This window comes from Methylobacterium sp. E-012 (assembly GCF_057836545.1).
This window is the reverse complement of record NZ_JBYQEY010000001.1, coordinates 136,001-158,863: the sequence shown is the minus strand read 5'-3', so window position 1 is coordinate 158,863 and position 22,863 is coordinate 136,001. Positions and strand designations below refer to the sequence as shown.

The 22,863-nt window shown below is 71.8% G+C and carries 22 protein-coding genes; 11 read left to right on the top strand and 11 right to left on the bottom strand.

Features of this window, described 5'->3' with window-relative positions; all coding sequences use genetic code 11:
• Positions 1 to 17: 17 nt before the first annotated feature.
• Positions 18 to 1,421, bottom strand: a complete 1,404-nt coding sequence (locus tag AC3IF1_RS00720; protein ID WP_489215083.1) for an MATE family efflux transporter — start codon at positions 1,419 to 1,421, stop codon at positions 18 to 20.
• Positions 1,422 to 1,627: 206 nt separating this feature from the next.
• Between AC3IF1_RS00720 and AC3IF1_RS00715 the strand changes: the two genes are divergently transcribed.
• Positions 1,628 to 2,095 carry a MarR family winged helix-turn-helix transcriptional regulator gene (locus tag AC3IF1_RS00715; RefSeq protein WP_489215081.1) on the top strand — a complete coding sequence of 156 codons (468 nt, stop codon included), beginning with the start codon at positions 1,628 to 1,630 and terminating at the stop codon, positions 2,093 to 2,095.
• A gap of 243 nt (positions 2,096 to 2,338) precedes the next feature.
• Here AC3IF1_RS00715 and AC3IF1_RS00710 read toward each other — a convergent pair whose 3' ends face one another.
• From AC3IF1_RS00710 to AC3IF1_RS00695, 4 genes are all read right to left on the bottom strand, one after another.
• Positions 2,339 to 2,641 carry a plasmid stabilization protein gene (locus tag AC3IF1_RS00710; protein WP_489215079.1) on the bottom strand — a complete coding sequence of 101 codons (303 nt, stop codon included), beginning with the start codon at positions 2,639 to 2,641 and terminating at the stop codon, positions 2,339 to 2,341.
• Between the two features lie 17 nt (positions 2,642 to 2,658).
• Positions 2,659 to 4,278, bottom strand: coding sequence for a hybrid sensor histidine kinase/response regulator (locus AC3IF1_RS00705; RefSeq protein WP_489215077.1), 1,620 nt, complete (start codon positions 4,276 to 4,278; stop codon positions 2,659 to 2,661).
• A gap of 183 nt (positions 4,279 to 4,461) precedes the next feature.
• Positions 4,462 to 6,438: an AI-2E family transporter gene (locus AC3IF1_RS00700; RefSeq protein ID WP_489215075.1), complete on the bottom strand. Its 1,977-nt coding sequence runs from the start codon at positions 6,436 to 6,438 to the stop codon at positions 4,462 to 4,464.
• A gap of 84 nt (positions 6,439 to 6,522) precedes the next feature.
• Positions 6,523 to 6,903: a response regulator gene (locus tag AC3IF1_RS00695; RefSeq protein ID WP_243965372.1), complete on the bottom strand. Its 381-nt coding sequence runs from the start codon at positions 6,901 to 6,903 to the stop codon at positions 6,523 to 6,525.
• A gap of 185 nt (positions 6,904 to 7,088) precedes the next feature.
• Here AC3IF1_RS00695 and AC3IF1_RS00690 point away from each other — a divergent pair, with 185 nt between their 5' ends.
• The gene (locus AC3IF1_RS00690; protein WP_489215073.1) at positions 7,089 to 7,739 is read left to right on the top strand and encodes a glutathione S-transferase family protein; all 651 of its coding nucleotides are present in this window, start codon (positions 7,089 to 7,091) and stop codon (positions 7,737 to 7,739) included.
• A gap of 7 nt (positions 7,740 to 7,746) precedes the next feature.
• Here the strand turns inward: AC3IF1_RS00690 and AC3IF1_RS00685 are convergent, their stop codons facing one another.
• Together AC3IF1_RS00685 and AC3IF1_RS00680 are read right to left on the bottom strand one after the other, a co-directional pair.
• Positions 7,747 to 8,664 carry a pyridoxamine 5'-phosphate oxidase family protein gene (locus AC3IF1_RS00685; protein WP_489215071.1) on the bottom strand — a complete coding sequence of 306 codons (918 nt, stop codon included), beginning with the start codon at positions 8,662 to 8,664 and terminating at the stop codon, positions 7,747 to 7,749.
• An 8-nt stretch (positions 8,665 to 8,672) separates the two neighbouring features.
• The gene (locus tag AC3IF1_RS00680) at positions 8,673 to 9,299 is read right to left on the bottom strand and encodes a glutathione S-transferase family protein (protein WP_489215069.1); all 627 of its coding nucleotides are present in this window, start codon (positions 9,297 to 9,299) and stop codon (positions 8,673 to 8,675) included.
• Positions 9,300 to 9,397: 98 nt separating this feature from the next.
• Here AC3IF1_RS00680 and AC3IF1_RS00675 point away from each other — a divergent pair, with 98 nt between their 5' ends.
• The 3 genes from AC3IF1_RS00675 (at position 9,398) to AC3IF1_RS00665 (ending at position 12,711) form a co-directional block, all read left to right on the top strand.
• Complete coding sequence (locus AC3IF1_RS00675; RefSeq protein WP_489215067.1) at positions 9,398 to 10,297, top strand: LysR family transcriptional regulator; 900 nt, start codon at positions 9,398 to 9,400, stop codon at positions 10,295 to 10,297.
• Between the two features lie 174 nt (positions 10,298 to 10,471).
• Positions 10,472 to 11,386 (top strand): amino acid ABC transporter substrate-binding protein, encoded by a 915-nt coding sequence (locus AC3IF1_RS00670; RefSeq protein ID WP_489215065.1) that lies wholly within the window; start codon positions 10,472 to 10,474, stop codon positions 11,384 to 11,386.
• Positions 11,387 to 11,469: 83 nt separating this feature from the next.
• The gene (locus AC3IF1_RS00665) at positions 11,470 to 12,711 is read left to right on the top strand and encodes an MFS transporter (protein ID WP_489215063.1); all 1,242 of its coding nucleotides are present in this window, start codon (positions 11,470 to 11,472) and stop codon (positions 12,709 to 12,711) included.
• Between the two features lie 7 nt (positions 12,712 to 12,718).
• On the opposite strand, the gene AC3IF1_RS00660 is transcribed toward AC3IF1_RS00665, so the two are convergent.
• The gene (locus AC3IF1_RS00660; protein ID WP_489215061.1) at positions 12,719 to 13,960 is read right to left on the bottom strand and encodes an NAD(P)/FAD-dependent oxidoreductase; all 1,242 of its coding nucleotides are present in this window, start codon (positions 13,958 to 13,960) and stop codon (positions 12,719 to 12,721) included.
• On the bottom strand, positions 13,957 to 14,904 hold the full coding sequence (locus AC3IF1_RS00655; protein ID WP_243964731.1) for a LysR family transcriptional regulator: 948 nt from the start codon (positions 14,902 to 14,904) through the stop codon (positions 13,957 to 13,959). Before AC3IF1_RS00655 ends, AC3IF1_RS00660 begins: the two co-directional genes overlap by 4 nt.
• A 180-nt stretch (positions 14,905 to 15,084) precedes the next feature.
• Here AC3IF1_RS00655 and AC3IF1_RS00650 point away from each other — a divergent pair, with 180 nt between their 5' ends.
• From AC3IF1_RS00650 to AC3IF1_RS00635, 4 genes are read left to right on the top strand one after another with little or no spacing between them, the layout of a single operon-like run.
• Positions 15,085 to 16,140, top strand: a complete 1,056-nt coding sequence (locus AC3IF1_RS00650) for a class 1 fructose-bisphosphatase (RefSeq protein ID WP_243964733.1) — start codon at positions 15,085 to 15,087, stop codon at positions 16,138 to 16,140.
• A gap of 22 nt (positions 16,141 to 16,162) precedes the next feature.
• The gene (locus AC3IF1_RS00645; RefSeq protein ID WP_243964734.1) at positions 16,163 to 17,023 is read left to right on the top strand and encodes a phosphoribulokinase; all 861 of its coding nucleotides are present in this window, start codon (positions 16,163 to 16,165) and stop codon (positions 17,021 to 17,023) included.
• Between the two features lie 20 nt (positions 17,024 to 17,043).
• Entirely contained in the window at positions 17,044 to 17,730 is a 687-nt protein-coding gene (gene rpe, locus AC3IF1_RS00640; protein WP_489215058.1) for a ribulose-phosphate 3-epimerase, read from the top strand.
• Positions 17,724 to 18,512 carry an HAD-IA family hydrolase gene (locus tag AC3IF1_RS00635; RefSeq protein WP_243964738.1) on the top strand — a complete coding sequence of 263 codons (789 nt, stop codon included), beginning with the start codon at positions 17,724 to 17,726 and terminating at the stop codon, positions 18,510 to 18,512. The genes rpe and AC3IF1_RS00635 overlap by 7 nt, the downstream gene beginning before the upstream one ends.
• Here AC3IF1_RS00635 and AC3IF1_RS00630 read toward each other — a convergent pair.
• Positions 18,473 to 19,447, bottom strand: coding sequence for an MBL fold metallo-hydrolase (locus AC3IF1_RS00630; RefSeq protein ID WP_489215055.1), 975 nt, complete (start codon positions 19,445 to 19,447; stop codon positions 18,473 to 18,475). The genes AC3IF1_RS00635 and AC3IF1_RS00630 overlap by 40 nt on opposite strands.
• Positions 19,448 to 19,550: 103 nt before the next feature.
• The gene (locus AC3IF1_RS00625; protein ID WP_489215051.1) at positions 19,551 to 20,594 is read right to left on the bottom strand and encodes an SDR family oxidoreductase; all 1,044 of its coding nucleotides are present in this window, start codon (positions 20,592 to 20,594) and stop codon (positions 19,551 to 19,553) included.
• A gap of 207 nt (positions 20,595 to 20,801) precedes the next feature.
• Between AC3IF1_RS00625 and AC3IF1_RS00620 the strand changes: the two genes are divergently transcribed.
• Together AC3IF1_RS00620 and ada are read left to right on the top strand one after the other, a co-directional pair.
• A complete protein-coding gene (locus AC3IF1_RS00620) occupies positions 20,802 to 21,548 on the top strand; it encodes a YebC/PmpR family DNA-binding transcriptional regulator (RefSeq protein WP_243964741.1) in 747 nt (248 codons plus the stop codon).
• A 112-nt stretch (positions 21,549 to 21,660) separates the two neighbouring features.
• Positions 21,661 to 22,770 (top strand): bifunctional DNA-binding transcriptional regulator/O6-methylguanine-DNA methyltransferase Ada, encoded by a 1,110-nt coding sequence (gene ada / locus AC3IF1_RS00615; protein WP_489215048.1) that lies wholly within the window; start codon positions 21,661 to 21,663, stop codon positions 22,768 to 22,770.
• Positions 22,771 to 22,863: the final 93 nt, after the last annotated feature.

The window sequence follows — 22,863 nt, the reverse complement described above, 5'->3', positions numbered from 1 at the left end:
ACCTTGGAAGAACACGCTCAGGATTTCGCCGGGGCGGGATAGTCGTCGGCTCGGCCCGTGACGGGTCGGGAGGCCGGACCCGGGGGCAGCCACGCGCCGAAGGCCAGCGATGCGGCGTTACCCGTTCCCATCGCGGCCAGTCCGAGACCGAGGGCGAGGAAGAGGCCGTTCGTCCCCCCGCCGAGGCGGAGCGCCAGGGCGCCGCCGCCGAGGGACACGAGGACCCGGAGGATGCCGGAAGCCAGGGGCCAGCCGACGCGGCCGGCACCCTGTGCGGCGAAGTACAGCGCCAGGCCAAAACCGAAGAAGCCGTAGAAAGGCCCGACGATGCGCAGGTACGCGGCCCCTGTCGCCAGCATCGCGGCATCGTCGCCGAACAGGCGCAGCCACGCATCCGGCTCCAAGGCCGCGGCGATGCCCAGCACCTCCGTGACGCATCCCGAGAGGATCGCCCCGGTCCAGGCCGCGCGTCGCGCGCGATCGACGGCGCCGGCACCCGCCGCCGTGCCAACCATGGCCGAGAGCGGGGCGCCGAAGCCGAACACGATCGGGACCAGGAGATATTCGAGGCGCACGCCGGTGCCGTAGCCGGCGACCGCTCCCGGTCCCTGCAGTCCCACGAGACCGGTCGCCGTCGCGATGGTGACGTTGGTGGTGACGGTGACGAGCGCCGAGACCATGCCGACCCGGAGGATCGAGCCGAGCGCGGCACCGGACAGCGCCGGTGGGCGCAGGGGCGGCCGGAGCACGCCGCGCCCCGACCAGAGGTAGGTGGAGAAGATCGCCACGCCGACAGCGTAATAGGCGAGCACCGCGACGCCACCACCGAAGATGCCGAGCTGTGGGATCGGCCCCCAGCCGAAGATCAGGGCCGGCGACAGGGGGACGAGCGCGACCACTCCCCCGCACGTCACGGTGGCCGGCAGGGTCATGTTGCCGGTACCCCGGATCACCGCGGCGAGCGCATTGAACAGCCAGACCAGCAACGCCCCCGAGAACACGACGGCGGAATAGGTCGTGGCCGCATGGAGAGAGCCGCCCGTGCCGCCCATGGCCCGGTACAGGGCAGGCCCGAACGCCAGTGCCGACGCCGTGGTGAGGACGCCGAGGGCCGCCGCGATGGCCATCGCATGCCATACCAAGCCGTTCGCCTCGTCCTGGCGACCGCCGCCGAGCGCACGCGAGATCGCCGAGAGGATCCCGCCGCCGATCGCACCGGCGGACACCATCTGCACGAACATCAGGATCGGGAACACCAGGGCCATGCCCGCGAGGGCGTCGGTGCCGAGTTCGGCCACGAAGTAGGTCTCGATCAATCCCACCGAGGCCTGCACCACCGACATCAGGACGTTCGGGGCTGCGAGGCGCAGCAACGTCGGCGTGACCGGATCGTGAAGCAAGGCACGTGTGCGCGCGTCCATCGTGTGACCTCGACGGCGATGGGTCCCGGCCCCGCGACAAGGCGGCGATGGCCTGCATCCGGAACCGGGCCTATAAAGATGCATATGCAAGTTTTTAGCGTTTGCATAGGCATCCTCTCAAGCGGACGGGGCAAACCGGTGGCCCAGCCTGTGTCGGGAAAGGGCAGCGCGTGTACCCGGCCGCGCGATCGCGATAGGACGCGCCCATGACCGACGATCCCAGCACCTGCAGCAACGCCGTCCTGCGGCAGGCCATGCGCCGCATCGGCCAGCTCTACGACGACGCTCTCGCGCCAAGCGGCCTGCGCGCCACGCAGCACGGGTTGCTCGCGACGGTTCGGACGATGGGCGCGCCGACGATGCGTGAACTCGCCGAACGAGCGGTCATGGACCTGTCCGGCCTCAGTCACACCCTGAAGCCGCTGACGCGGGACGGCTATCTTCAGCTCATGCCCGATCCGCGGGATCGTCGCGCCCGACGTATCACGCTGACCGACAAGGGCGAGAACAAGCTCGCCGAGACGGCGAAGCTATGGCGCGGGGCCCAGGATCGTTTCGAAGCGGTCTTCGGCAAGGAGCGAGCGGTCGCACTCAAGGCCGAGCTGGGATTCCTGATCTCGCCGGCATTCCAGGACGCGTTCAACAAAGCCGGGACGGAGACGGGAACGAGCTGAGCGACCGGCTGGTATGACGGTGCGGCGGCGTCCATCCGCCCGCACAGGGTCCTGGGTGATCCAACGCCGGCATACAAATCTTGCCCAGCGCCGCGAAGCGACGGCATCGCCCGCCGAGCGTGAGAGCGGCTCAGTCGTGGCGGCCGATCCGCAACCCGGCGCATGGGCGCTGCCGGGCCAGCGTGAGGCCCCGGATCACGCCGCAGGCGTTCCCCGTGCGGAAGCCCGGCTTCGCCCCACCGATCACCCCCGCCCCGCCGCATTCGCCCTCCGGGTCGCCGCGGCTTTTTTCGCGGATGCCGAGCGCTGTTCCGCCGTCCGGCCTGCGGAGACCGCCCCGCCCTGGTGGGCCGCTGGATGTCCGGTCGCCTTGCCCCGGCCCGAGCCGCCGGGCTTCTTGCCGCCGCCGTCGTCCTTGTTGACGGTCGCCCAGGCGCGGGCTTCGGCCTCGGTCTCGGGGACGCCGCGGGCCTCGTAGGACTCGGCGATATGCGCGGCCTTGCGCTTCTGCTTGTCGGTGTATTTCGCCTTGTCGCCCTGCGCCATCGCCCGTCTCCCGAAATTCAGCTCACCCCGGTCGGCCCGTCGAGGATCGCCCGCACGCGGCGGACCAGCTCGGTGCGCCGGTAGGGCTTGTTGAGGAGATCGAACTCCGAGCCGCCGATATCGGTTCGCTCCAGGCTCGCCTCCGCGTAGCCGGTGGCGAGCAGCACCTTGAGCTTGGGCTGGCGCCGTACGGCCTCCCGGGCGAGCAGCACGCCGTTCATGCCGCCGGGCATGATCAGGTCGGTGAACAGGAGGTCGACCCGCTCGCTGGAATCCAGGATCTCCAGGGCCTCGCGGGCATTGCCGGCCATCAGGGTCACGTAGCCGAAATCCCGCAGGATGGTGCGGGCGACCTCGGCCACGTCCGCGCGGTCGTCGACGATCAGGATCGTCTCGGTGCCCTGCCGGTCCACGGACCGCAGGGACACCTTGGGGGGCGTGTTGACGGCGCCGTCGGTGGCCGGGAACGAGAGGCGCACGGTCGTGCCGGCACCGACCGCGGATTCGATCTGCGCCGCGCCGCCCGACTGCTTGGCGAAGCCGTAGACCGTGGAGAGGCCGAGGCCGGTCCCCTTGCCCTCCTCCTTGGTGGTGAAGAACGGGTCCATCACCCGGGCCAGCACGGCCTGCGGGATGCCCATGCCGGTGTCCCGGATCGCGATGCTGACGTAGCGGCCGTCGCGGAGCGCCCCGATCTCCCGGTCGCGGAGGGCGACCTCGATGTTCTCCGTGGAGATCCGCACCGTGCCGCCGTCCGGCATCGCGTCGCGGGCGTTGATCAACACGTTCAGGATTGCGACCTCGGCTTGGGTCGGGTCCACGCGGCAGTTCCAGAGATCCGCGGCGAGGTCGAGTTCGACCTTGACCGCCTCGCCCACCGCGCGGGCGACCATCTCGCCCATGCCCTCGACCAGGGTGTTGAGATTGACGGCGCGCCCCTCCAGCCGCTGCTTGCGGGCGAAGGCCAGGAGCTGCTGCGTCAGCGTCGTCGCGCGCTCGGCGGCCTGGCGGATGTTCTCGGCGGCGCGCCCCAGCCGGGCGCGGTCGGCATCCGGCTTCTCGAGGCCGGCCGCCAGGATGTCGATGTAGCCGACGATCACCTGCAGGAGGTTGTTGAAATCGTGCGCGATGCCGCCGGTGAGCTGGCCGAGAGCCTCCATCTTCTGCGCCTGGCCCAGGGCGTCCTCGGCGTCGCGGCGGCGCGAGACGTCGAGCTGCGAGCCGAAATAGTACACGAGCTCGCCGTCGGCGTTGTAGACCGGCGAGACGAACAGCGCGTTCCAGAAGGTCGAGCCGTTCTTGCGGTAATTCAGGATCTCAGTGGCGAATTCGCGCTTCTCGGCGATGGCGGTGCGGACCTGCGCGATGGTCCCGCGGTCGGTGTCGGGCCCCTGCAGGAAGCGGCAGTTGCGCCCGACCAGCTCCTCCGGCGTGTAGCCGGTCATCGCCAGGAAGGCCCGGTTGGCGAAGATGATCGGGTTGTCGGGCTGGCGCGGATCGGTGACGATCATCGGCATCCGCGTCGTCTCGACCGCGGCGAAGAAGATGTCGCTCCTGCGGTCCGTGACGTCGCTCGGCGCGCTGTCCTGGACCTGGGGACCGGGTCCGGAGGGCGGGGTTTCTGGGGTCTCGGACATGCGCGGCGGTCTTCACCCTTCAGGCCGTGGACGCAGGCGGCGCGCGGATCATCGCGACCTGCGTGGGCACCGCTCGATCATCGTCCCGATCGGTGGCCGCCGGCTTTCCGGACGACCCCAATCAGAAAGCGAGCGCAGCATGACGGTTCCGTTCTCCGGCACGATGCGCGATCGGGCTGCGGCTCAGGCGGTCGCCGCCGTTCGGGCCGGACCGGGCAGCGGGATCGGCGCCGCCGGGACGGTCCGCGGACGGGCGTGCTCGCGGCAGGCGCCGAGCACCGCCGACAGCGCCTCGTTGAGCGAGGTCACCAGGAAATCCGCCGAGGTCGCCCGGCGCAGACGGTCCAGGGTGGCCGGATCGCGCTCGCGCCAGAAGCCCACGAGGATGCGCACCCCCGGCACGGCGGCCCGCGCCTGACGGACGGTGAAGCGGATCTGCGAGAGGCTCACCGGCTCCAGATAGGAGAAGCAGATCAGCGCGAGGTCGTCCGGAGCGTCGGGGCGCTCGCCGGCGCGGATCGCCGCCATCGACAGGGTCTGCGAGGCGAGCCCGTGCCGGCCGAGGATCTGGCTCAGCATCAGCGTCGCCGCCTCGTCGAACGGGCCGCGGCTTGACACGCACAGGACCGGGATGTCGCTGCGCCATTGCGGCGCCAGATCCTCGCGGCCCAAGACGATGCCGGCGATCTGCCGGTCGGGCCCCACCGCGGCCAGGGCCGCGGCCGTCTCCGTGTCGGGACCGCGTCCCGATCCCCGCCGGGCCCGCCGGGCGACCGGCGCGGTCCCCAGCCGATCCACCACGGTGCGGAGCGCCGCGCCGACCTCGCTCTGGCGGGCACGGTCCAGGGTACCGCGGGACAGGTCCTCCTGCGCCAGCAGCAGGCCGGCGAGGGCGACCTCGTCGTAGTAGGTGATCAGCGCGCGCTCCTTCAGGAACTGCCAGCCCTGGTCGATCGCCTCGGCCGGGTCGCCCGCCAGCATGCGCTGGTAGAAGATCTCGGGGGGCGACAAAGCGGGCTGATCGCCCAGGAGCACGTCGAGGTACCAGAGCCGCTCCACGTGCCGCCCGAGCACCACGAGACAGACGGTGAGCGGGGTCGCCAGGACGAGGCCGATCGGGCCCCACAGGAACGTCCAGATCGTCGCCGCCAGGATAACGGCGATCGGCGACAGGCCCGTGGAATGGCCGTAGAGCAGCGGCTCGATCACGTGGCCGCAGATCGGTTCGACGATCAGGAACAGGGCCGCGGTGGCGATCACCATCGACCAGCCGGGATCGACCGCGGCCGCGAGGATCAGCGGCAGCAGGGCGCTGATCGCGGCGCCGATATAGGGCACGAACCGCAGGATCGCCGCCACCACGCCGAACAGGGTCGGGCTCGGCACGCCGATGATCCAGAGGCCGAGGCCGATCACGAGGCCGAAGGCGATGTTGAGGGCGAGCTGGGCCAGGAAGAACCGGCTGAGCCGGCTCGTGGCGTCGTCGATCGCCGCCGTGGTGCGGCGCAGGTCCCCCGAGCCGCCGGCGAGCCGAATTGCCCGGTTCCGCAGATCCTCGCGCTGGAGCAGGATGAAGATCGTGAAGATCAGGATCAGGCCGGTCGTGGCCAGCGGGTGCAGGAGGGGGCCCGCGAAGGTCTGGAGCGTGTCGACCACGCTGGCGCGGGCGGGGGTGATCTCCACGGTGAGCGGATGGGTGCGCGTCCCGGGCTCGCCGCGGACCTCCGCGGCCGGCGGCGGCTGCAGGGTCGCGCTGAGGTCCTGGACCATGTCGACGATCCGCGAGAGGCTGCCGCTCCCGGCGGTCGCGCCGCGCAGGTCCTTGATCTTCGCGCTCATGGTCTGGGTGTAGCGCGGCAGGTCGCTGGCGAGCTGCGAGGCCTCGCTGGCGATCAGGCTGCCGATCCCGAACAGGGCGCCGAACACCGTCACCACCACCAGGAGAACCGCGGCGGCGCGGGGCACGTGCAGCCGCCGGAGCATCCGGACCGCCGGCACCAGGACGAAGCTCAGGAGGATCGCCAGCGTCACCGGCACCAGGATCTCGCGACCGAGATACAGGGCCACCATCGTCGCCACGACGAGGAGGAGCGAGGCCAGCGCCACGAAGACCGGAAGGCCCTCCCGCAGGCGCTGGGCGGTGACGGGATCCTCGCTCACGGACACGCTCCAGGTACTCACGCTTCGGGTTCGGCCGCCTGTGCGGCCGCGGTGGGAACGGCTGCGGGCGCGTCCGGATCCGCCTCAGCTCGCCGCCGCGGTCTCGCCCAGGGCGGCGCTGATCTGGCTGAGCAGCTTCGAGAAATCGACGGGCTTGGGATGATAATCGTCGCAGCCGGCCTGAATCGCCTTGTCGCGGTCGCCCGACATGGCGTGGGCGGTCAGCGCGATGATCGGGATCGCCCGCGTGTCGGCCCCCGATTTGAGCGTGCGCGCGACCGACCAGCCGTCGAGGACCGGAAGGTTCATGTCGAGGAGGATGACGTCGGGCTGGCCCGAGCGCGCTTGGCGGACGCCGGCCTCGCCGTCATGGGCCAGGATCACCTCGTAGCCGCGCCGCTTGAGGCGCCGGGACAGGAAGTCCCAGATCTCTTCATGGTCTTCAACCAGCAGTATCTTCGCCATCAGAACTCGAACCCCAGGCTCGCGGCGTGCCGGCCGACATCGTAACGCGCGGCATTGCACAATCGCCCAACGCTCCTGCCGCGATTCCGGTCCCAGGAGAAGTGGGCTTCGCGCTTCGGTTGACCCGGCCCACCCGCGGCTTGAGCGTGCTACCGTGCGAATCGACAAATCCCAGGGAGGAACCCATGGCGGAGAAGCCCGATATCGAGTTCTATCATGCGCCCAACACCCGCTCGTCGGGGGTGCGCGTGCTGCTCGAGGAACTGGGCGTCCCGTACCGGCTGCACGCTCTCAACATGCGCGCCGGCGAGCATCTCGGGGATGCCTACCGCGCCATCAACCCGATGGCGAAGGTGCCGGCGGTCCGCCACGGCGAGGCCCTGGTGACCGAGCAGGCGGCCATCTACCTCTACCTCGCCGATCTGGTCCCGGAGGCCGGCCTCGCCCCGGCCGCCACCGACCCCGCCCGGGCCACCTACCTGCGCTGGATGGTGTTCTACGGCTCCTGCTTCGAGCCCGCGCTGATCGACCGCCACCTGAATCGGGAGCCCGGCCCAAGGGCCATGTCGGCCTACGGGGACTATGCGAGCGTGATCGCCCGGGTGACCGAGGCGCTGACCCCCGGCCCGTACCTCCTCGGCGCGCGCTTCAGCGCCGCCGACATCCTGTGGGGCAGCGCGCTCGGCTGGACGATGGGCTTCGGCCTGGTCGCACCCGATCCCGTGCTGACGGCCTATGTCGAGCGCGTCCGCGGCCGCCCGGCCTTCCAGACGGTCCTGGCCGCCGACGCGCAGCTCGCGGTCGAACACGAGGCGGCCGCGCCGGCCCAGGCCTGAGCGCCGCTCACGCCGGCTCCGGCCAGAAGCCGGTGCGCGCGATCTGCTGCGCCGGCTCGGGGGCGCTCCATTGCAGGGGGACCGCCGCCCGGCGCCGCCACCCGCCCGTGACGGTGAACGACCACGCGCGCTGCGACCCCGCCGGAGCGGCGGCTTCCGCGCCGCTCCAGTCGATCGCGGTCCGGCCCTGCAGGACGAGGAGGTCGCCGCGGGCGAAATCGAGGATCAGCAGCGCCGCCCGCGGTTCGCCGATCAGGTTGCCCAGGGTGTTGAAGTAGCGGTTGCCGGAGAAGTCCGGCACCGTCAGCACGTCGCCCCGGAGCCGCACGAAGCCCGGCCGGCCGCCCCGGTGCGAGAGGTCGGCGCCCCCATCCGCGAGGCCGTCCCGGGCGCGGCTCGCCACGAACAGCGTGTCCGTGCCCCGGATCAGCGCCGCGGCCTCCGCGTCGAGGGCGGTGAGGATCTCGACCGGCCCCACCGGGCGCCGGATCGGCTCGGCCACCCGCCGCTGGATGTATTGCGGGCAGTTGCCGAAGCTCTGGGCGACCGCGACCGTCAGCCCGTCCGGATCGCGGCGGACCGCGCGGCCGTTGGCCCGGTTGCGCCGGCGCGTCGCGAAGTCGATGCTCAGGATCCCGACCTCGGCGCCGGGCACGAGGGACCGGGCCGCCGGATCGGCCGGATCGAGGGCCGCCGCGACGGCGAGATGCGTCGCATCGGGGGCCTGCACGAAGCCGGGCGGCCCCGTCAGCACGGTGGCGACGGGCGCGCCGGCGCCGTCCACGGTGCCGACGAACAGGTATGGCAGGCCGGAGAAGAACGCGCGGTGCTGCTCGGGCATGAACGGCCGGATCGCCGGGGTCTCGCCCAGGACGTGGCCGGCGCGCTCCTGGGCGAGCCGCTCGTCGGCGTGGAAGCTGGCCATGGCGCGGCTCACGCGGGTTCGGGGATCGGGGAGGCCGGCATCGGGACGAAGCCCGGCAGGGCTTCCATCCGACCGATCCAGGCGCGCACGGCCGGGTAGGGCGCGAGCGAGACGCCGCCCTCGGGCGCGTGGGCCACGTAGGAATAGCAGGCGATGTCGGCGAGCGTCGGCCGGTCGGCTGCCAGGTAGGCGCGATCGGTCAGGTGATCCTCCATAAAGCCGAGGATCCGGGCCGCGGCGGCGTGCACGGTGGCGCGCTCGCCCGGGGCGCCGAACACGACCATGAGCCGGGCCTGGGCCGGCCCCGCCCGCACCTCGCCCGCCGCGATGGAGAGCCAGCGCTGGACCTGGGCGGCGCCGAGCGGATCCCGGGGCATCCAGCCGCTGTCCGGCGCGTAGCGTGCGGCCAGGTAGATCAAGATGGCATTGCTGTCGGGGATCACCGCCGGGCCGTCGGTCAGGACCGGGATCTGGCCCAGGGGGTTGAGGCGCCGGAACGCCGCGGCTCCGCGCTGCTCGGGGCTCGCCACCGCGACGAAGCGATAGGGAAGCCCCAGCAGGGACAGGAACAGTTCGGCGCGGTGCGAATGGCCCGACAGGCGCAGGCCGTAGAGGGTGAGATCGGGATCGGACATCGGGACGGTCTCCGGCAACGACCGGAGAGTGGCCCTTGCACCCCGCGCCGGAAATCCCGAGACTCTGACAATCAGAATTTCAGTTTTTGCAGCAATCGATGGATCGGCTGGACGAGCTCTCCCTCTTCGTGGCGATCGTCGATGCCGGGAGCCTCGCCGGCGCGGCGCGCCGTCAGCGCCGCTCCGCCGCCGCGGCGACCCGCGCCCTCGCCAGCCTCGAGGCGCGGGCCGGCACGCGCCTGGTCGAGCGGACGACCCGGCGCCTCGCTCCGACGCCGGCCGGCCTCGAACTCGCCGAGCGCGCCCGCCTGGTCCTTGCGGGCTACGCGGCGGCCGTGTCGGGGGCGTCCCCCGATGCCGTCCGCGGCCTTGTGCGGGTCACGGCACCGGTGCTGTTCGGGCGCATACACGTGGCGCCCCTGGTGTCGGGGTTCCTGGACGCCTATCCGGAGACGCAGGTCGAACTGCTGCTCGCCGACCGCAATCTCGACCTCGTGGAGGAGGGGATCGACGTCGCCGTGCGGATCGGCCAGCTCGCGGAATCGCGCCTCGTCGCGCGCCGGGTCGGACAGGTGCGCCAGATCGTGGTGGCGAGCCCGGACTACCTCGCCGCCCGGGGCACGCCGCGCGGGCCCGCGGATCTCGGCGACCACGACACCATCCAGGGATTTGTGCGCGCGGGCCAGCGGGAATGGCGCTTCGGGGCGAACCGGGTGCGCCTCGCCCCGCGCCTGATCGTCAACGAGGTCGAGGCCGCCCTGATCGCCGCCCGGGCCGGCCGCGGCATCGCGCGGGTCCTGTCCTATCAAGCCGCCGAGGACATCGCGGCCGGACGGCTCGTGCGCCTGCTCGCGGCCTACGAGCCGGCGCCGCTGCCGGTCCAGCTCGTGACGCCGAGCCAGGACTTCCGGCCGGCGCGGGTGAATGCCGTCCTGGATTTCGCCACCGACGCGTTGCGGGCTCTGCGAGTCCTTCGGCCGAACGAGGGCGAGGAATAACCCCCGGGCGCGCCGCGCATACTGACCAAAACAGATCGTCGTTACAGTCCCCGGTGTCATCGCGGCCGGACTCTTGCTGGTGGGCTTCGCGGAGCCTGAACCGGCGCGCATCCGGGCTCCGCCGGCCAGTCCGGACGGCGACCCAGCCGCGCGACGAACGGACCCAGCCCGCCCATGCGTTTGCTCACCCCGCTCCTCGCCCTCCTCGTCGCGCTTCCCCTGGCCGCACCGGCCCGGGCCGACGCGCTGACCGGCACCCTCAAGAAGATCAAGGACAGCAACCGGCTGGTGCTCGGCGTCCGCGATACCGCGACGCCGTTCAGCTACCTGGATCAGAACCAGAAGGTGGTCGGCTTCGCCGTCGACATCTGCCTCAAGATCGCCGAGGCGGTGAAGCGCGAGCTAAAGATGCCGGGCCTCGAGGTCGGGATGGAATTCGTCAATTCCTCGTCCCGCATCCCGCTGATAACCAACGGCACGATCGACCTCGAATGTGGGACCACCACCAACAACGCCGAGCGCAAGAAGCAGGTGGACTTCACCAACACCCACTTCCTGACCGCCACCCGCTTCGTCTCCAAGAAGGACCAGCACATCGCCGGCCTGGATGACCTGCGCGGCAAGACGGTCGCGTCGGTGGCCGGTTCGACCAACATCCTGATGCTGATCAAGGCCAACAACGAGCGCAGGCTCGGCATCACGGTGATCGCCGCGAAGGACGTTCCGGAGGCCTTCCTGATGGTCGAGACCGGCCGGGCGGCGGCCTTCGTCATGGACGACGTGCAGCTCAGCGTCATCGCGGCCCAGTCCAAGGACCCGTCCGCCTACGAGGTCAGCGACGAGACCCTGTCCAACCCGGAACCCTACGGGATCATGCTGCGCAGGGACGATCCGGCCTTCAAGGCGGTGGTGGACCGGGCGACCGCCGACCTCTACCGCAGCCCCGAGATCCTCACGATCTACGACCGCTGGTTCCTGAAGCCGGTGCCGCCGCGCGGCCTGACCTACAACGTGCCGCTCTCCTCGGCCCTGCGCTGGGCGTTCGCCCATCCGACCGACAATCCGGATCCGGCCTTCTACGCGCACTGATCTGTCGCGCGGCGGGGTTCCGCTCCGGCCGGGGAGATGCGATGCCGCGGGTCTGATTTGGCCCGCGTCGCGAAGCGTTCCCCATGCCCGACAGCACAGAGCCGGTTCGCGCACCAGCCGCGGCGCTCCCCGCACCGCCGGCCACGTCGATTCCGCGCCTGATCGTCGTGCTGGCCTGCGCGGGGTTCGGCAGCACCTTCGCGCTCCGTTCGGTGGAGCCCCTCGTCGGCGTGCTCGCCCGGGACCTCGCCAGCAACGCTCACACGGTGGCGCTCCTCTCCACCGCGTTCGCGCTGCCCTACGCGTTCATCCAGCCGGTGCTCGGGCCGATCGGTGACGCGCTCGGCAAGGAGCGGGTGATGAGCACCTGTCTGGCGGTGCTCGCCGTCGCCCTCACCCTGTGCAGCGTCGCCCCCGATATCGGCAGCCTGTTCGGCCTGCGGATGCTGGCCGGCGCGGCGGCCGGGGGCTGCATCCCGCTGTCCCTGGCGCTGCTCGGCGACCGCGTGCCGATGGCGAGCCGGCAGGTGGCGATCGGGCGCTTCCTGGTGGCGGTGATCCTCGGCCAGCTCTCCGGCTCGACCTTCGCGGGCCTGATCGAGGCCGCGATCGGCTGGCGCGGCGTCTTCGCGGTCACCGCCGCCGTGGCGGCCTGCGCCTGCGCGGCGACCGTGTTCGGCTTCGACCGCGCCGGCCGGGCCCCCGCCCGCCGCCCGGCCTTCGGCGAGGCGGTGCGGCGCTACCGGACGATCCTGGGCAATCCCCGGGCGCGGGTGCTGTTCTCGGCGGTGTTCATCGAAGCCATCGCGATCTTCGGCGTCTTCCCCCACCTCGCCCCGCTGATCGAGGCCCGGGGCGAGGGTGGACCGCGCGAGGCCGGCCTCGTGCTGGCGGGGTTCGCGGTCGGCGGCCTGCTCTACTCGGCGCTGGTCGGGCTGCTGGTGCGGCTCCTCGGCCTGCCGCGGATGCTCGTCGGTGGCGGCCTGATCTGCGGCGCCTCGCTTACCGTGGTCGGGCTCGCCGGCACGTGGCAGGTCGATTGCGCCGCGCTCACCGCCATGGGCCTCGGCTTCTACATGCTGCACAACACCTACCAGACCCAGGTCACCGAGGTCGCGCCCGGGGCGCGCGCCTCCGCGGTGGCGCTCCACGCCTTCTCGTTCTTCTGCGGGCAGGCGCTCGGCGTCGCGGTGCTGGGGGAGGCGCTGATCCGGCTCGGCCAGTTCGGGGCGCTCTTCGGATGTGCGGTGACCATCCTGGCGCTGGGTATCGGCACGGCCCTCGCCCTGCGGCAGAAGCCGGTGCCGGTGGCATTCCCGGGATGACCCGGCTTCAGGGCCGCTGCAACGCCAGGGCCTTGAGGTCGAAGGCCGGATCTTCCGCCTGATCCGGGGTCAGGGGCGTCCCGGCGGCGAGGAGGCGCCGGGCGATCATGTGGTCGCCCGCCCGGTCGACCGATTCCACCGCGCTCAAGGCCCCGTCGCGGAAGCGGAACACCGAGAAGGCGGGTCCGGAGCCGCGGATCACGCTGGCGTCGGAGGGCCCCGACAGGCCGGCGATCTGCAGCTTGTGCGGGCCCTGATCGCTCCAGAACCAGGGCAGCGCGCCGTAGGCCGCGGGCTTCCCGGTGAGCCGGGCCGCGAGGCAGCGGCCCTGGTCGATGGCGTTCTGGACGGATTCGATCCGCACCGTGCCGTCCGGCGTGAGGCCGCGGGCGAAGGGGCTGGGGAAGCGGGCGCAATCGCCGATCGCCGAGATGGCGGGATCGGGCGTCGCCAGGAAGGCGTCGACCTGGACGCCGTCCTCGGCCGGCAGACCCGCCTCCGCGGCGAGTTCGCGGTTCGCCAGCACGCCGATGCCGATCAGGACGAGGTCGGCGGGAAGTTCACGGCCGTCCGCCAGGCCGATTCCGGCAACCCGGCCCGCGCGCCCGAGGATCGCGGTGACGCCGGCCCCGAAGGCGAAGCGCACGCCCATCGCCTCGTGGGCGGCGCGGAAGAAAGCTCCCATCTCCGGCGAGACCGCCCGGGCCATGGGCCGCCCCGCCGCCTCGATCACCGTCACCGGGAGGCCGCGCGCGGCCGCGACGGCAGCGAATTCCAGCCCGATGAACCCGGCGCCGACCACGACGATCGCCCGGGCCGCTTCGATCTCCGCCTTGAGGGAATCGGCATCCGCGAGGCCGCGCAGTTGGTGCACCCCGGCGAGGTCCGCCCCGGGGACGGGCAGGGGCCGGTTGCGTGCGCCGGTGGCGAGCACGAGATGGTCGTAGGCGAGGCTGTCCCCGTCCGACAGGCGCAGGCGGCGCTCCGCCCGGTCGATCGCGACGGCGCGGATTCCCGGCCGGTGGGCGATGGCGTGCTCGGCGAAGAAGCCGGGCTGGCGCAGGAACAGGCCCGCTTGGTCGGTCTTGCCGGCGAGGTAGGCCTTGGACAGGGGCGGCCGCTGGTAGGGGAGGGCGGTCTCGTCGCCCACCAGGGTGATCGGCGCCCGGAACCCGCCCTCGCGCAGGGAGGCGGCGAGCTGGAAGCCGGCCTGGCCCGCCCCCGCGACGACGATTCCGGCCGCGCTCACGCCTTGGCCCCCGCCAGGGCCAGGCCGCTCTGCGCGACGCCGGGCAGGCTGCGCGCGCCGTCGGACATCAGGTAGGACCAGACCGCGGAGGCCGCCGGCCCCAGGACCTTGTCGGCCCGGCGGACCGCGTACCAGTCGCGGCGGATCGGCAGGCCGTTCACGTGGAGGAGGACGAGGCGCCCGCTGTCCAGCTCGGCCGCCACCGAGTGCACCGACAGCAGGGCGATGCCCAGTCCGGCCATCACCGCCTGCTTGATGGTCTCGTTCGAGCCGGTGTCGATCTCCAGGGGCGCCCGCTTGACCAGCACGCCGCTCATGAACTCCTCGAACACCATGCGGGTGCCGGATCCCTCCTCGCGCAGGAAGAACGGCTGGTCGGCGAGATCCTCCCGGCCGAGGCCGCTCCGCCCGGCGAGCGGATGGTCGGGGGCGGCGATCAGCACGATCGGGTGCGGGCCGAAGGTGGCGGCCTCGATCGGGAAGTCCCGGGGCGGGCGGCCCATCAGGGCGAAGTCGATCTCGTAGCCGCGCAGGGCCTCCACGGTCTGGCCGCGGTTGCGCACCGACAGGCTGATCTCGACGCCGGGATGCTTCTTGACGAAGCCGGCGATCACCTGGGGCGCGAAGTACTTGGCGGTGGAGACGACGCCGAGCGCCACGCGCCCGCCCTCGGCGCCGCGCAGGGTCCGCAGCCGGTCCGTGCAGGTCTCCAGAACCGTGTTGATGCTGTCGATGGCCCAGAGCATCTCGCGGCCGGCATCGGTCGGCTTGAGGCCGCCGGGGGTCCGGTCGAACAGCAGGAGCCCGGCCTCTTCCTCGAGCTGGCGGATGCGCGCGTAGAGGGCGGCCGAGGTGACGTTCAGTTCCTGCGCCGCCCGGGTCATGGTGCCGAGCCGGGCCACCGCCGCCACCGCCTGGAGCTGCTTGAGGGAGAGGTTGCGCATGGCGGAGGTCTCGTATTTTTTGTGCTTTGACACAAGATCGCGCAGAAATCTTGAACGCCGGGCCGGCAGTCCCTTCGATCCGGCGCCCGGGACCGCTATCGTGACGGCGGTGCGGCCGCTACAGAACCCGCGCGGACGCGCGATCCCGGCAGGCGGGATCCGACCAGGAAGGATAGGCCGATGGCAATCTCAGCGGCGATCGGAACGCCCCTCGATGCCTGCCTGGCGCAGGCCGTAGCGGCCGACCCGGCGCTGAAGGATGCCGCCGCGGTGATCGCCGCGGTGGCGCGCTCGGCGGTGGAGATCAGCGAGCGGATCGGGCGCGGGGCGCTCGGCGGCGACCTCGCGGCGGCGGGCGATCACAACAGCGACGGCGACGTCCAGAAGGCGCTCGACGTCATCGCCCACGAGAGCGTGACGGCGGCCCTGCGGGGCGCCCCGGTCGCCGAGGTCGCCTCCGAGGAGGCCGAGGCGGTGATGCGGCTGAACCCGGACGCGCCGCTGGCCGTGGCCATCGACCCGCTCGACGGCTCGTCCAACATCGGCGTCAACATGGCGGTGGGGATGATCTTCGGCATCCGCCCGTCGATCAAGGACCCGGCCAACCCGCTCGCCTCGTTCACGACGCCCGGCACGGCGCAGATCGCGGCCGGCTTCGTGACCTACGGCCCGGCCACCGCGCTGATCCTGACCCTGGGCGACGGCACCCAATCCTACGTCCTCGACCGCGCCGAGGGCCGGTTCCGCCTGACCAACCCGGCCATGGCGGTCCCGGCCTCCACGAAGGAATTCGCCATCAACGCCTCGAATGCCCGGCACTGGGACGCCCCGGTGAAGGCCTATATCGAGGATTGCCAGCGCGGCACCGAGGGCCCGCGCGACAAGGACTACAACATGCGCTGGCTCGCCTCCCTGGTGGCCGACATCCAGCGCGTGCTGACCCGGGGCGGCGTGTTCCTGTATCCGGGCGACGCAAGGAAGAACTACGCCCGCGGCCGCCTGCGGCTGCTCTACGAGGTCGCTCCCGTGGCGATGCTGGTCGAGCAGGCCGGCGGCGCCGCGACCGACGGGCAGACCCGCATCCTCGATCTCGTGGCCACCGGCATCCACGACCGCGCGCCGCTGGTCTGCGGCACCCCCGAGGAGGTCACCTGCGTGGCCGCCTATTATGCCGGCGGCAAGCCCGATGCCGGCCGCTCGCCGCTGTTCGGCCAGCGCGGATTGATGCGGTCGTAGACGCAACGCGAAGTCCAACACCATGTCGGCGCGGCACCCCATCATCTCGGTGACCGGCTCCTCCGGGGCCGGCACCACCTCGGTGCGCAACACCTTCGAGCAGATCTTTCGCCGGGAGGACGTGCGGGCGGTGTTCATCGAGGGCGACGGCTTCCACGCCTTCGACCGCGACACGATGCGGGCCATGATGGCGCGCGAGCCGACCCTGTCCCACTTCGCGCCCCGGGCGAACCTGCTGCCGGAGCTGGAAGCGGTGTTCCGCAGCTACGCCGAGTCCGGGACCGGCCGGACCCGCCACTACGCCCACGATCCGCACGACGCCGAGGCCTACGGCATCCCCGAGGGCAGTTTTTCGGATTGGGAGGCGTTCCCGCCGGATTCCGACCTGCTGTTCTACGAGGGCTTGCACGGCTGCGTCGCCGACCCGGATGTCGACATCGCCCGCTACGCCGATCTGAAGATCGGCGTCGTGCCGGTGATCAACCTGGAGTGGATCCAGAAGCTGCACCGGGACCGCTCGTTCCGCGGCTATTCCACCGAGGCGGTGACCGACGTGATCCTGCGGCGGATGCCCGATTACGTGCAGACCATCTGCCCGCAATTCTCGTTCACCGACATCAACTTCCAGCGGGTGCCGACGGTCGACACCTCGAACCCGTTCATCGCCCGCTGGATCCCCACCGCCGACGAATCGATGGTGGTGATCCGTTTCAAGGATCCGAAGGGGATCGACTTCTCGTATCTCGTCTCCATGATCCACGACAGCTTCATGAGCCGGGCCAATTCCATCGTGATCCCGGGCGGCAAGCTGGATCTCGCCATGCAGCTGATCCTGACGCCGATGATCATGCAGCTCGTCGAACGCCGCAGACGTCTGGCCTGAGCCGATCCCGAGAGTTGCCCATGCTCACACCCGTCATCGCCCCCTCGATCCTCTCGGCGGATTTCTCGAAGCTCGCCGAGGAGACCCGCGCCGTGGACGCGGCCGGGGCCGACTGGATCCACCTCGACGTGATGGACGGGCACTTCGTGCCCAACATCACCTTCGGGCCCCCGGTGGTGAAGGCGCTGCGCCCGCACACGGAAAAGTTCTTCGACGTGCACCTGATGATCGCCCCGGCCGACCCGTATCTCGCGGCCTTCGCGCAGGCCGGTGCCGACGGCATCACGGTCCATGCCGAGGCCGGGCCGCATATCCACCGCTCGCTCCAGACCATCCGCGACCTCGGCAAGCGCGCCGGCGTGGCGATCAATCCCGGGACCCCGGCGGCGATGGTCGAGCCGGTGCTCGACCTCGTGGACCTCGTGCTGGTGATGACCGTCAACCCCGGCTTCGGCGGCCAGAGCTTCCTGAAGAGCAGCATGGACTCCGTGGCCCGGGTGCGGGCGATGGTGGCGGGGCGCGACATCCGCATCCAGGTCGATGGCGGCATCGACCCCGAGACCGTCCGGGCCGCGAGCCGGGCGGGCGCCGACACGTTCGTCGCCGGCAACGCCGTGTTCAGCGGCGGCCCGGACGCCTACGCGGAGCGCATCGCGGCGATCCGGGCCGGCGCGGAGGGCGCCTCCGGCCGCGATCTGTCGTGCTGAGGGCGCTGATCTTCGACGTCGACGGCACGCTGGCCGAGACCGAGGACCTGCACCGGCAGGCGTTCAACCGCGCCTTCGGGGAACTCGGCCTGGCCTGGCACTGGGATGCGGCGCTCTACGCCGAGCTGCTCACCGTCATGGGCGGCAAGGAGCGCCTCGCCCATTACATCGCGACGCGGCGCCCGGCGGAGCTCGCCGCGCTGCAGGCGCTGGCGCCGGAGATCCACGCCCGCAAGACTGTCGCGTATGGCGACCTCGTGGTGGAGAGCCGCCTGCCGCTGCGCCCCGGCGTTGCCCGGCTCGTCGCCGAGGCCCGGGCGGCGGGGATCCGGCTCGGCGTGGCCACAACCACCAGCCGGCCGAACGTCGACCGGTTGCTGAGCGTGAACTTCCCGCCCGGCGCCACACCCTTCGACGTGATCGCGGCCGGCGACGCGGCGGAGCGGAAGAAGCCCGCCCCCGACATTTTCCTCCTGGCGCTCGCCGGCCTGGATGTCGCGGCCACGGAGGCCGTGGCCTTCGAGGATTCAGCGGCCGGCATCGCATCGGCCCGCGCCGCCGGCCTGCCCGTCCTGGCGACCCGGAGCCGCTACACCGACAGCCACCGGCTCGACGGCGCCTTCTCGGCGGTCTCGGATCTCGGGGAGCCGGGGCACCCGCACCGGCACCTCGCCGGCGTGGAATGGCCGGGTGGCGTGGTCGACCTCGCCGGCCTGATCCGGTGGCACGAAGCCCTGCGGGATCAGAGCGCCGCGCTCCAGGCGATGGGCACCAGCCGGTAGCCCGGCCCGTCGCGCTCGACATGACCGAGCGACGGGAAGGGGAAGTGGTAGCCCACCACGAGGGCCTTCTCGGACGCGGCCATGTCGTAGAAGCGATGGCGCGTCGCCTGCGCCTGATTGGCGTCGTAATCGTACATCACGTGCCAGTCCGGGTGCTGCAGGAAGAAAGCCGGGATGTTGGTCACGTCGGACTGGACCAGCAGGCGGTCCGATCCGGACGCGACCGCGAAGGCGGTGTGGCCCGGCGTGTGCCCGGGGGCGGCCAGCGCCGTGATCCCGGGCGCCACCTCCTCGCCCCACGCGAAGGTGCCGATCCGGTCCCTCAGGTCGCCGAGCACCCTGCGGGTATTGGCGAAGTAGGCCTGTGTCACCGGATCGGCGGCCTGGGCCATGGTGGCGTCGCTCATCCAGAACGACCAGTCGGGCGCGGCGGCCCGGATCTCGGCCTTCGGGAAGGTGAGCGCCCCATCCGCTGTCTTCAGTCCGTTGGTGTGATCGGGATGGAGATGCGAGAGCAGCACCAGGTCGATGTCCTCGGGCTCGATCCCGGCCGCCGCGAGGTTCGCCGTGAGGCGACCGACCGGTGCGCCCTGAACCTGACCGTTGCCGGTATCGATCAGGATCAGCTTCGAGCCGGTATTGATCAGCGTCGGGTTGAACGGCACCGTCACCTGGCCCAGCGGCATGTAAGCCGCCTGGGCGGCCCCGAGTGCCTCGTCCCGGGGGATATTGCGCACGAAGCGATCCGGCATCGGGAAGCTTCGGGCACCGTCGTTGAGGATCGTGATCTCGCAGGTGCCGAGACGGGTCCGGTAGAAACCCGGCGCCTGCTTCCCGCCGAGGGTGGCCGCGGCGCCGGCGCGACCGCCAAGACCGAGGACCGCACCCCCGGCGAGCACACCCCGCACAAGGTCACGACGGGTCGATGCTGGCATCAGATCCTCCCGGAAGCGCCGGACTGTAAGGGGTGAAACACGCCGCTTTCGGCAAGCCTATCGGACTTCCGATGCCGCGCGGAAGTCCCGCGGGGCGGGCTGATCACCGTCCGCCCGATCGACGCATCGCGCGTCCTTCGCTGCGCCCCTGCGCCTCGGTGGCGAACAGCATCGTGCCGGCGACGACACCCAGCGCCGCCGCGATCCCGAGCTTCAGCCAGCGCGGATCGGCCGCCGCGACGTGGGCGGTCGAGCGCGCGTCGAAGCGGCCATGCGCCCCGGGATCGGTGTCGACCGGATCGTAGAGATTGTCGGGGCGGTTCTTCTGGGCCTGCACGCTGGTCATCTCCCCACGATAGCCGTGCCGGGCGAGGTATCCGTCGATCCAGCCCGGGATCAGCATGTTTCCGACGATCGCCTTCCAGGCCGAGGCGCCGATCCACAATTCCCGCGGCGCGTCGTGAGCCGCCCGGAACACGTGGCGGGCGATCGCCTCGGGCTGGTAGATCGGCGGCACCGGTTCGAGCTTGCGGGGGAGCCGGGAACGCGCCCAGTCGAATTGCGGCGTGTTCACCGCCGGCAGCTGCACCATCGTCAGACGCACCCGGCTGCCGTCGTGAAGCAGCTCGCTGCGGAGCGCGTCGACGAAGCCGCGCACGGCGGCCTTGGCGGCGCAGTAGCTCGCCTGGAGCGGGATCGAGCGGTAGGCGAGCGCCGAGCCGATATGCACGATCGTGCCCCGGTCGCGCGGCACCATGTGCCGGAGCGCCGCCAGGGTGCCGTGCACCTGCCCGAGATAGGTGACCTCCGTGGCCCTGCGGAATTCCTCCGGGCTCGTCTCCTGCACCGGTGCGTAGACCGTCACCATCGCGTTGTTGACCCAGACGTCGATGCGCCCGAACGTCTCGGCCAATTCGTCGGCGGCCTGTGCGACGGCGTCGGCATCGGCCACGTCGGCCGCGAAGGCCAGCGCTTGGCCGCCGGCCCGCTCCACGTCCCGGATCGTGCCCCGGAGTCCGGCCTCGCCCCGGGCGATGAGCCCGACATTCCAGCCGTGCCGGGCGAATTCATGCGCCACCGCCCGGCCGACGCCGGCGCTCGCGCCCGTCACCATCACGGTCGGTCTTGTGCTGTTCCGGTGCGCCATCGGGATTCCAGGTCGGGGATTGCCTGCGCCAACGCCCGTCCGCGGAAATCTTTCCGCCTCCACGCCCTTGCGCCGGGGCAGGCGCTCCGCCGATGGCCGCCCGCGTTGCTTCGTCGAAACGGGGCGGCCTATAACGCGGCGACCTCACAGCCGCGACGGCGGGGTCCTGAACGCCCGCCCGCGCCAACGAACAAAGTCTCACACGCCATGGCAGGCCATTCGCAGTTCAAGAACATCATGCACCGGAAGGGCCGGGTGGACGCGGTCCGCTCGAAGGTGTTCGGCAAGCTCGCCCGCGAGATCACCGTGGCGGCCAAGCTCGGCACGCCCGACCCGGCCATGAACCCGCGCCTGCGCGCGGCGATCATCGCGGCCCGCGCCGAGAACATGCCCAAGGACAATATCGAGCGCGCCATCAAGAAGGCCGCCGGGGCCGACGGCGAGAACTACGAGGACATCCGCTACGAGGGCTACGGGCCCGGCGGCGCCGCCCTCATCGTCGAGGCGCAGACCGACAACCGCAACCGCACCGCGTCCGACGTGCGCTCGGCCTTCACCAAGTCCGGCGGGAGCCTGGCCGAGACCGGCGCCGTCGCCTTCATGTTCGACCGCGTCGGCGTCATCGCCTACCCGGCCGGCGTGGCCGATGCCGACACGATGCTGGAGGCCGCCATCGAGGCCGGGGCCGACGACGTGAGCTCCGGCGAGGACGGCCACGAGGTCGTCTGCGCCCAGGATTCCTACGGCGAGGTCGCCAAGGCGCTCGAGGCCCGGTTCGGCGAGCCGCGCCGGACCGGCCTGATCTGGAAGGCGCAGAACACCATCGACGTCGACGACGAGACCGGCGAGAAGCTGATCCGCCTCGTGGAGGTGATCGAGGATCAGGACGACGTCCAGAACGTCTACGTGAACTTCGCCCTGTCGGACGCGCTGGTGGCCAAGCTCGAGGCCTGACCCGATCGCGGCCGCCGGTCCGGCCGAATTCGGCAGCAAGGAGCGGGATGCCGGAACGGCGGCGGGCGGGCAGGGTGGAACGCGCGCTATCGCCCGATCGACAGGTCCTCTCATGCCCCTTCCCACGGCGCCCGCCGGGCCGCATCGTGACCCCGCGCTGAGCGTCGCCCCGCGGACGGACCCCGGCGACGCCCAGCGTTGGGCGGCCCTTGCCGCCCGCGACGCCCGGGCGGATGGCAGCTTCGTGTACGCGGTCCGCACCACCGGGGTGTATTGCCGGCCGAGCTGCGCCGCCCGGGCGGCCCGGCCCGAGAACGTCTCGTTCCACCGGACCTGCGCCGAGGCCGAGGAAGCGGGCTTCCGGCCGTGCCGGCGCTGCCGCCCGGACGAGCCGGGCCTCGCCGCCCGCCGGGCCGAGGCCGTGGCCCGCGCCTGCCGGCTGATCGAATCGGCCGAGACGATGCCGTCGCTCGCCGAACTCGCCCGGGCCGCGGGCCTGAGCCCGTATCACTTCCACCGGGTGTTCAAAGCCGCCACCGGCGTGACGCCGAAGGCCTACGCCGCCGCCCGGCGCGCCGCCGGCCTGGCCGCCCGGCTGCCCCGGGCGGGCTCGGTCACGGAGGCTTTGTACGAAGCCGGCTACGGCGCGGCGAGCCGCTTCTACGCGGAGGGCGCGCCGCGTCTGGGCATGCCGCCCGCGGCCTATCGGAAGGGCGCCGCCGGCCTGCGCATCCGGTTCGGTATCGGTGCCTGCTCCCTGGGGGCGATCCTGGTGGCGGCGACCGATGCGGGCGTCTGCGCGATCCTGCTCGGGGACACCCCCGAGCCACTCCTGCATGATCTCCAGGATCGGTTCCCGGGGGCGGAGATCGTCGGCGGCGATCCGGCCTTCGAGGACTGGATGGCCCGGGTCATCGGCCTCGTGGAGGCGCCGGGCCGCGGCCTCGACCTGCCCCTCGATATCCGCGGCACCGCCTTCCAGCAGCGGGTCTGGGAGGCCCTGCGGCGGATCCCCGTGGGCTCGACCGCGACCTACGCGGAGATCGCCCGCGCCATCGGCCTGCCCGCCGCGACCCGGGCGGTCGCCGGCGCCTGCGGGGCGAACCCGATCGCGGTGGCGATCCCCTGCCACCGGGTGGTGCGCTCGGACGGGGCCCTCTCGGGCTATCGCTGGGGCGTGGCGCGCAAGCGGGACCTGCTTGCGCGGGAGGCCGGGGGCTGACGCCGGTCTCGGCGTGGGGACGGCGGGGATCTGGAGGGTGACGCGGATCCTCCGCCCTTTCGATGGGAACGTCCGAATGCGGTTGGAAGCGGA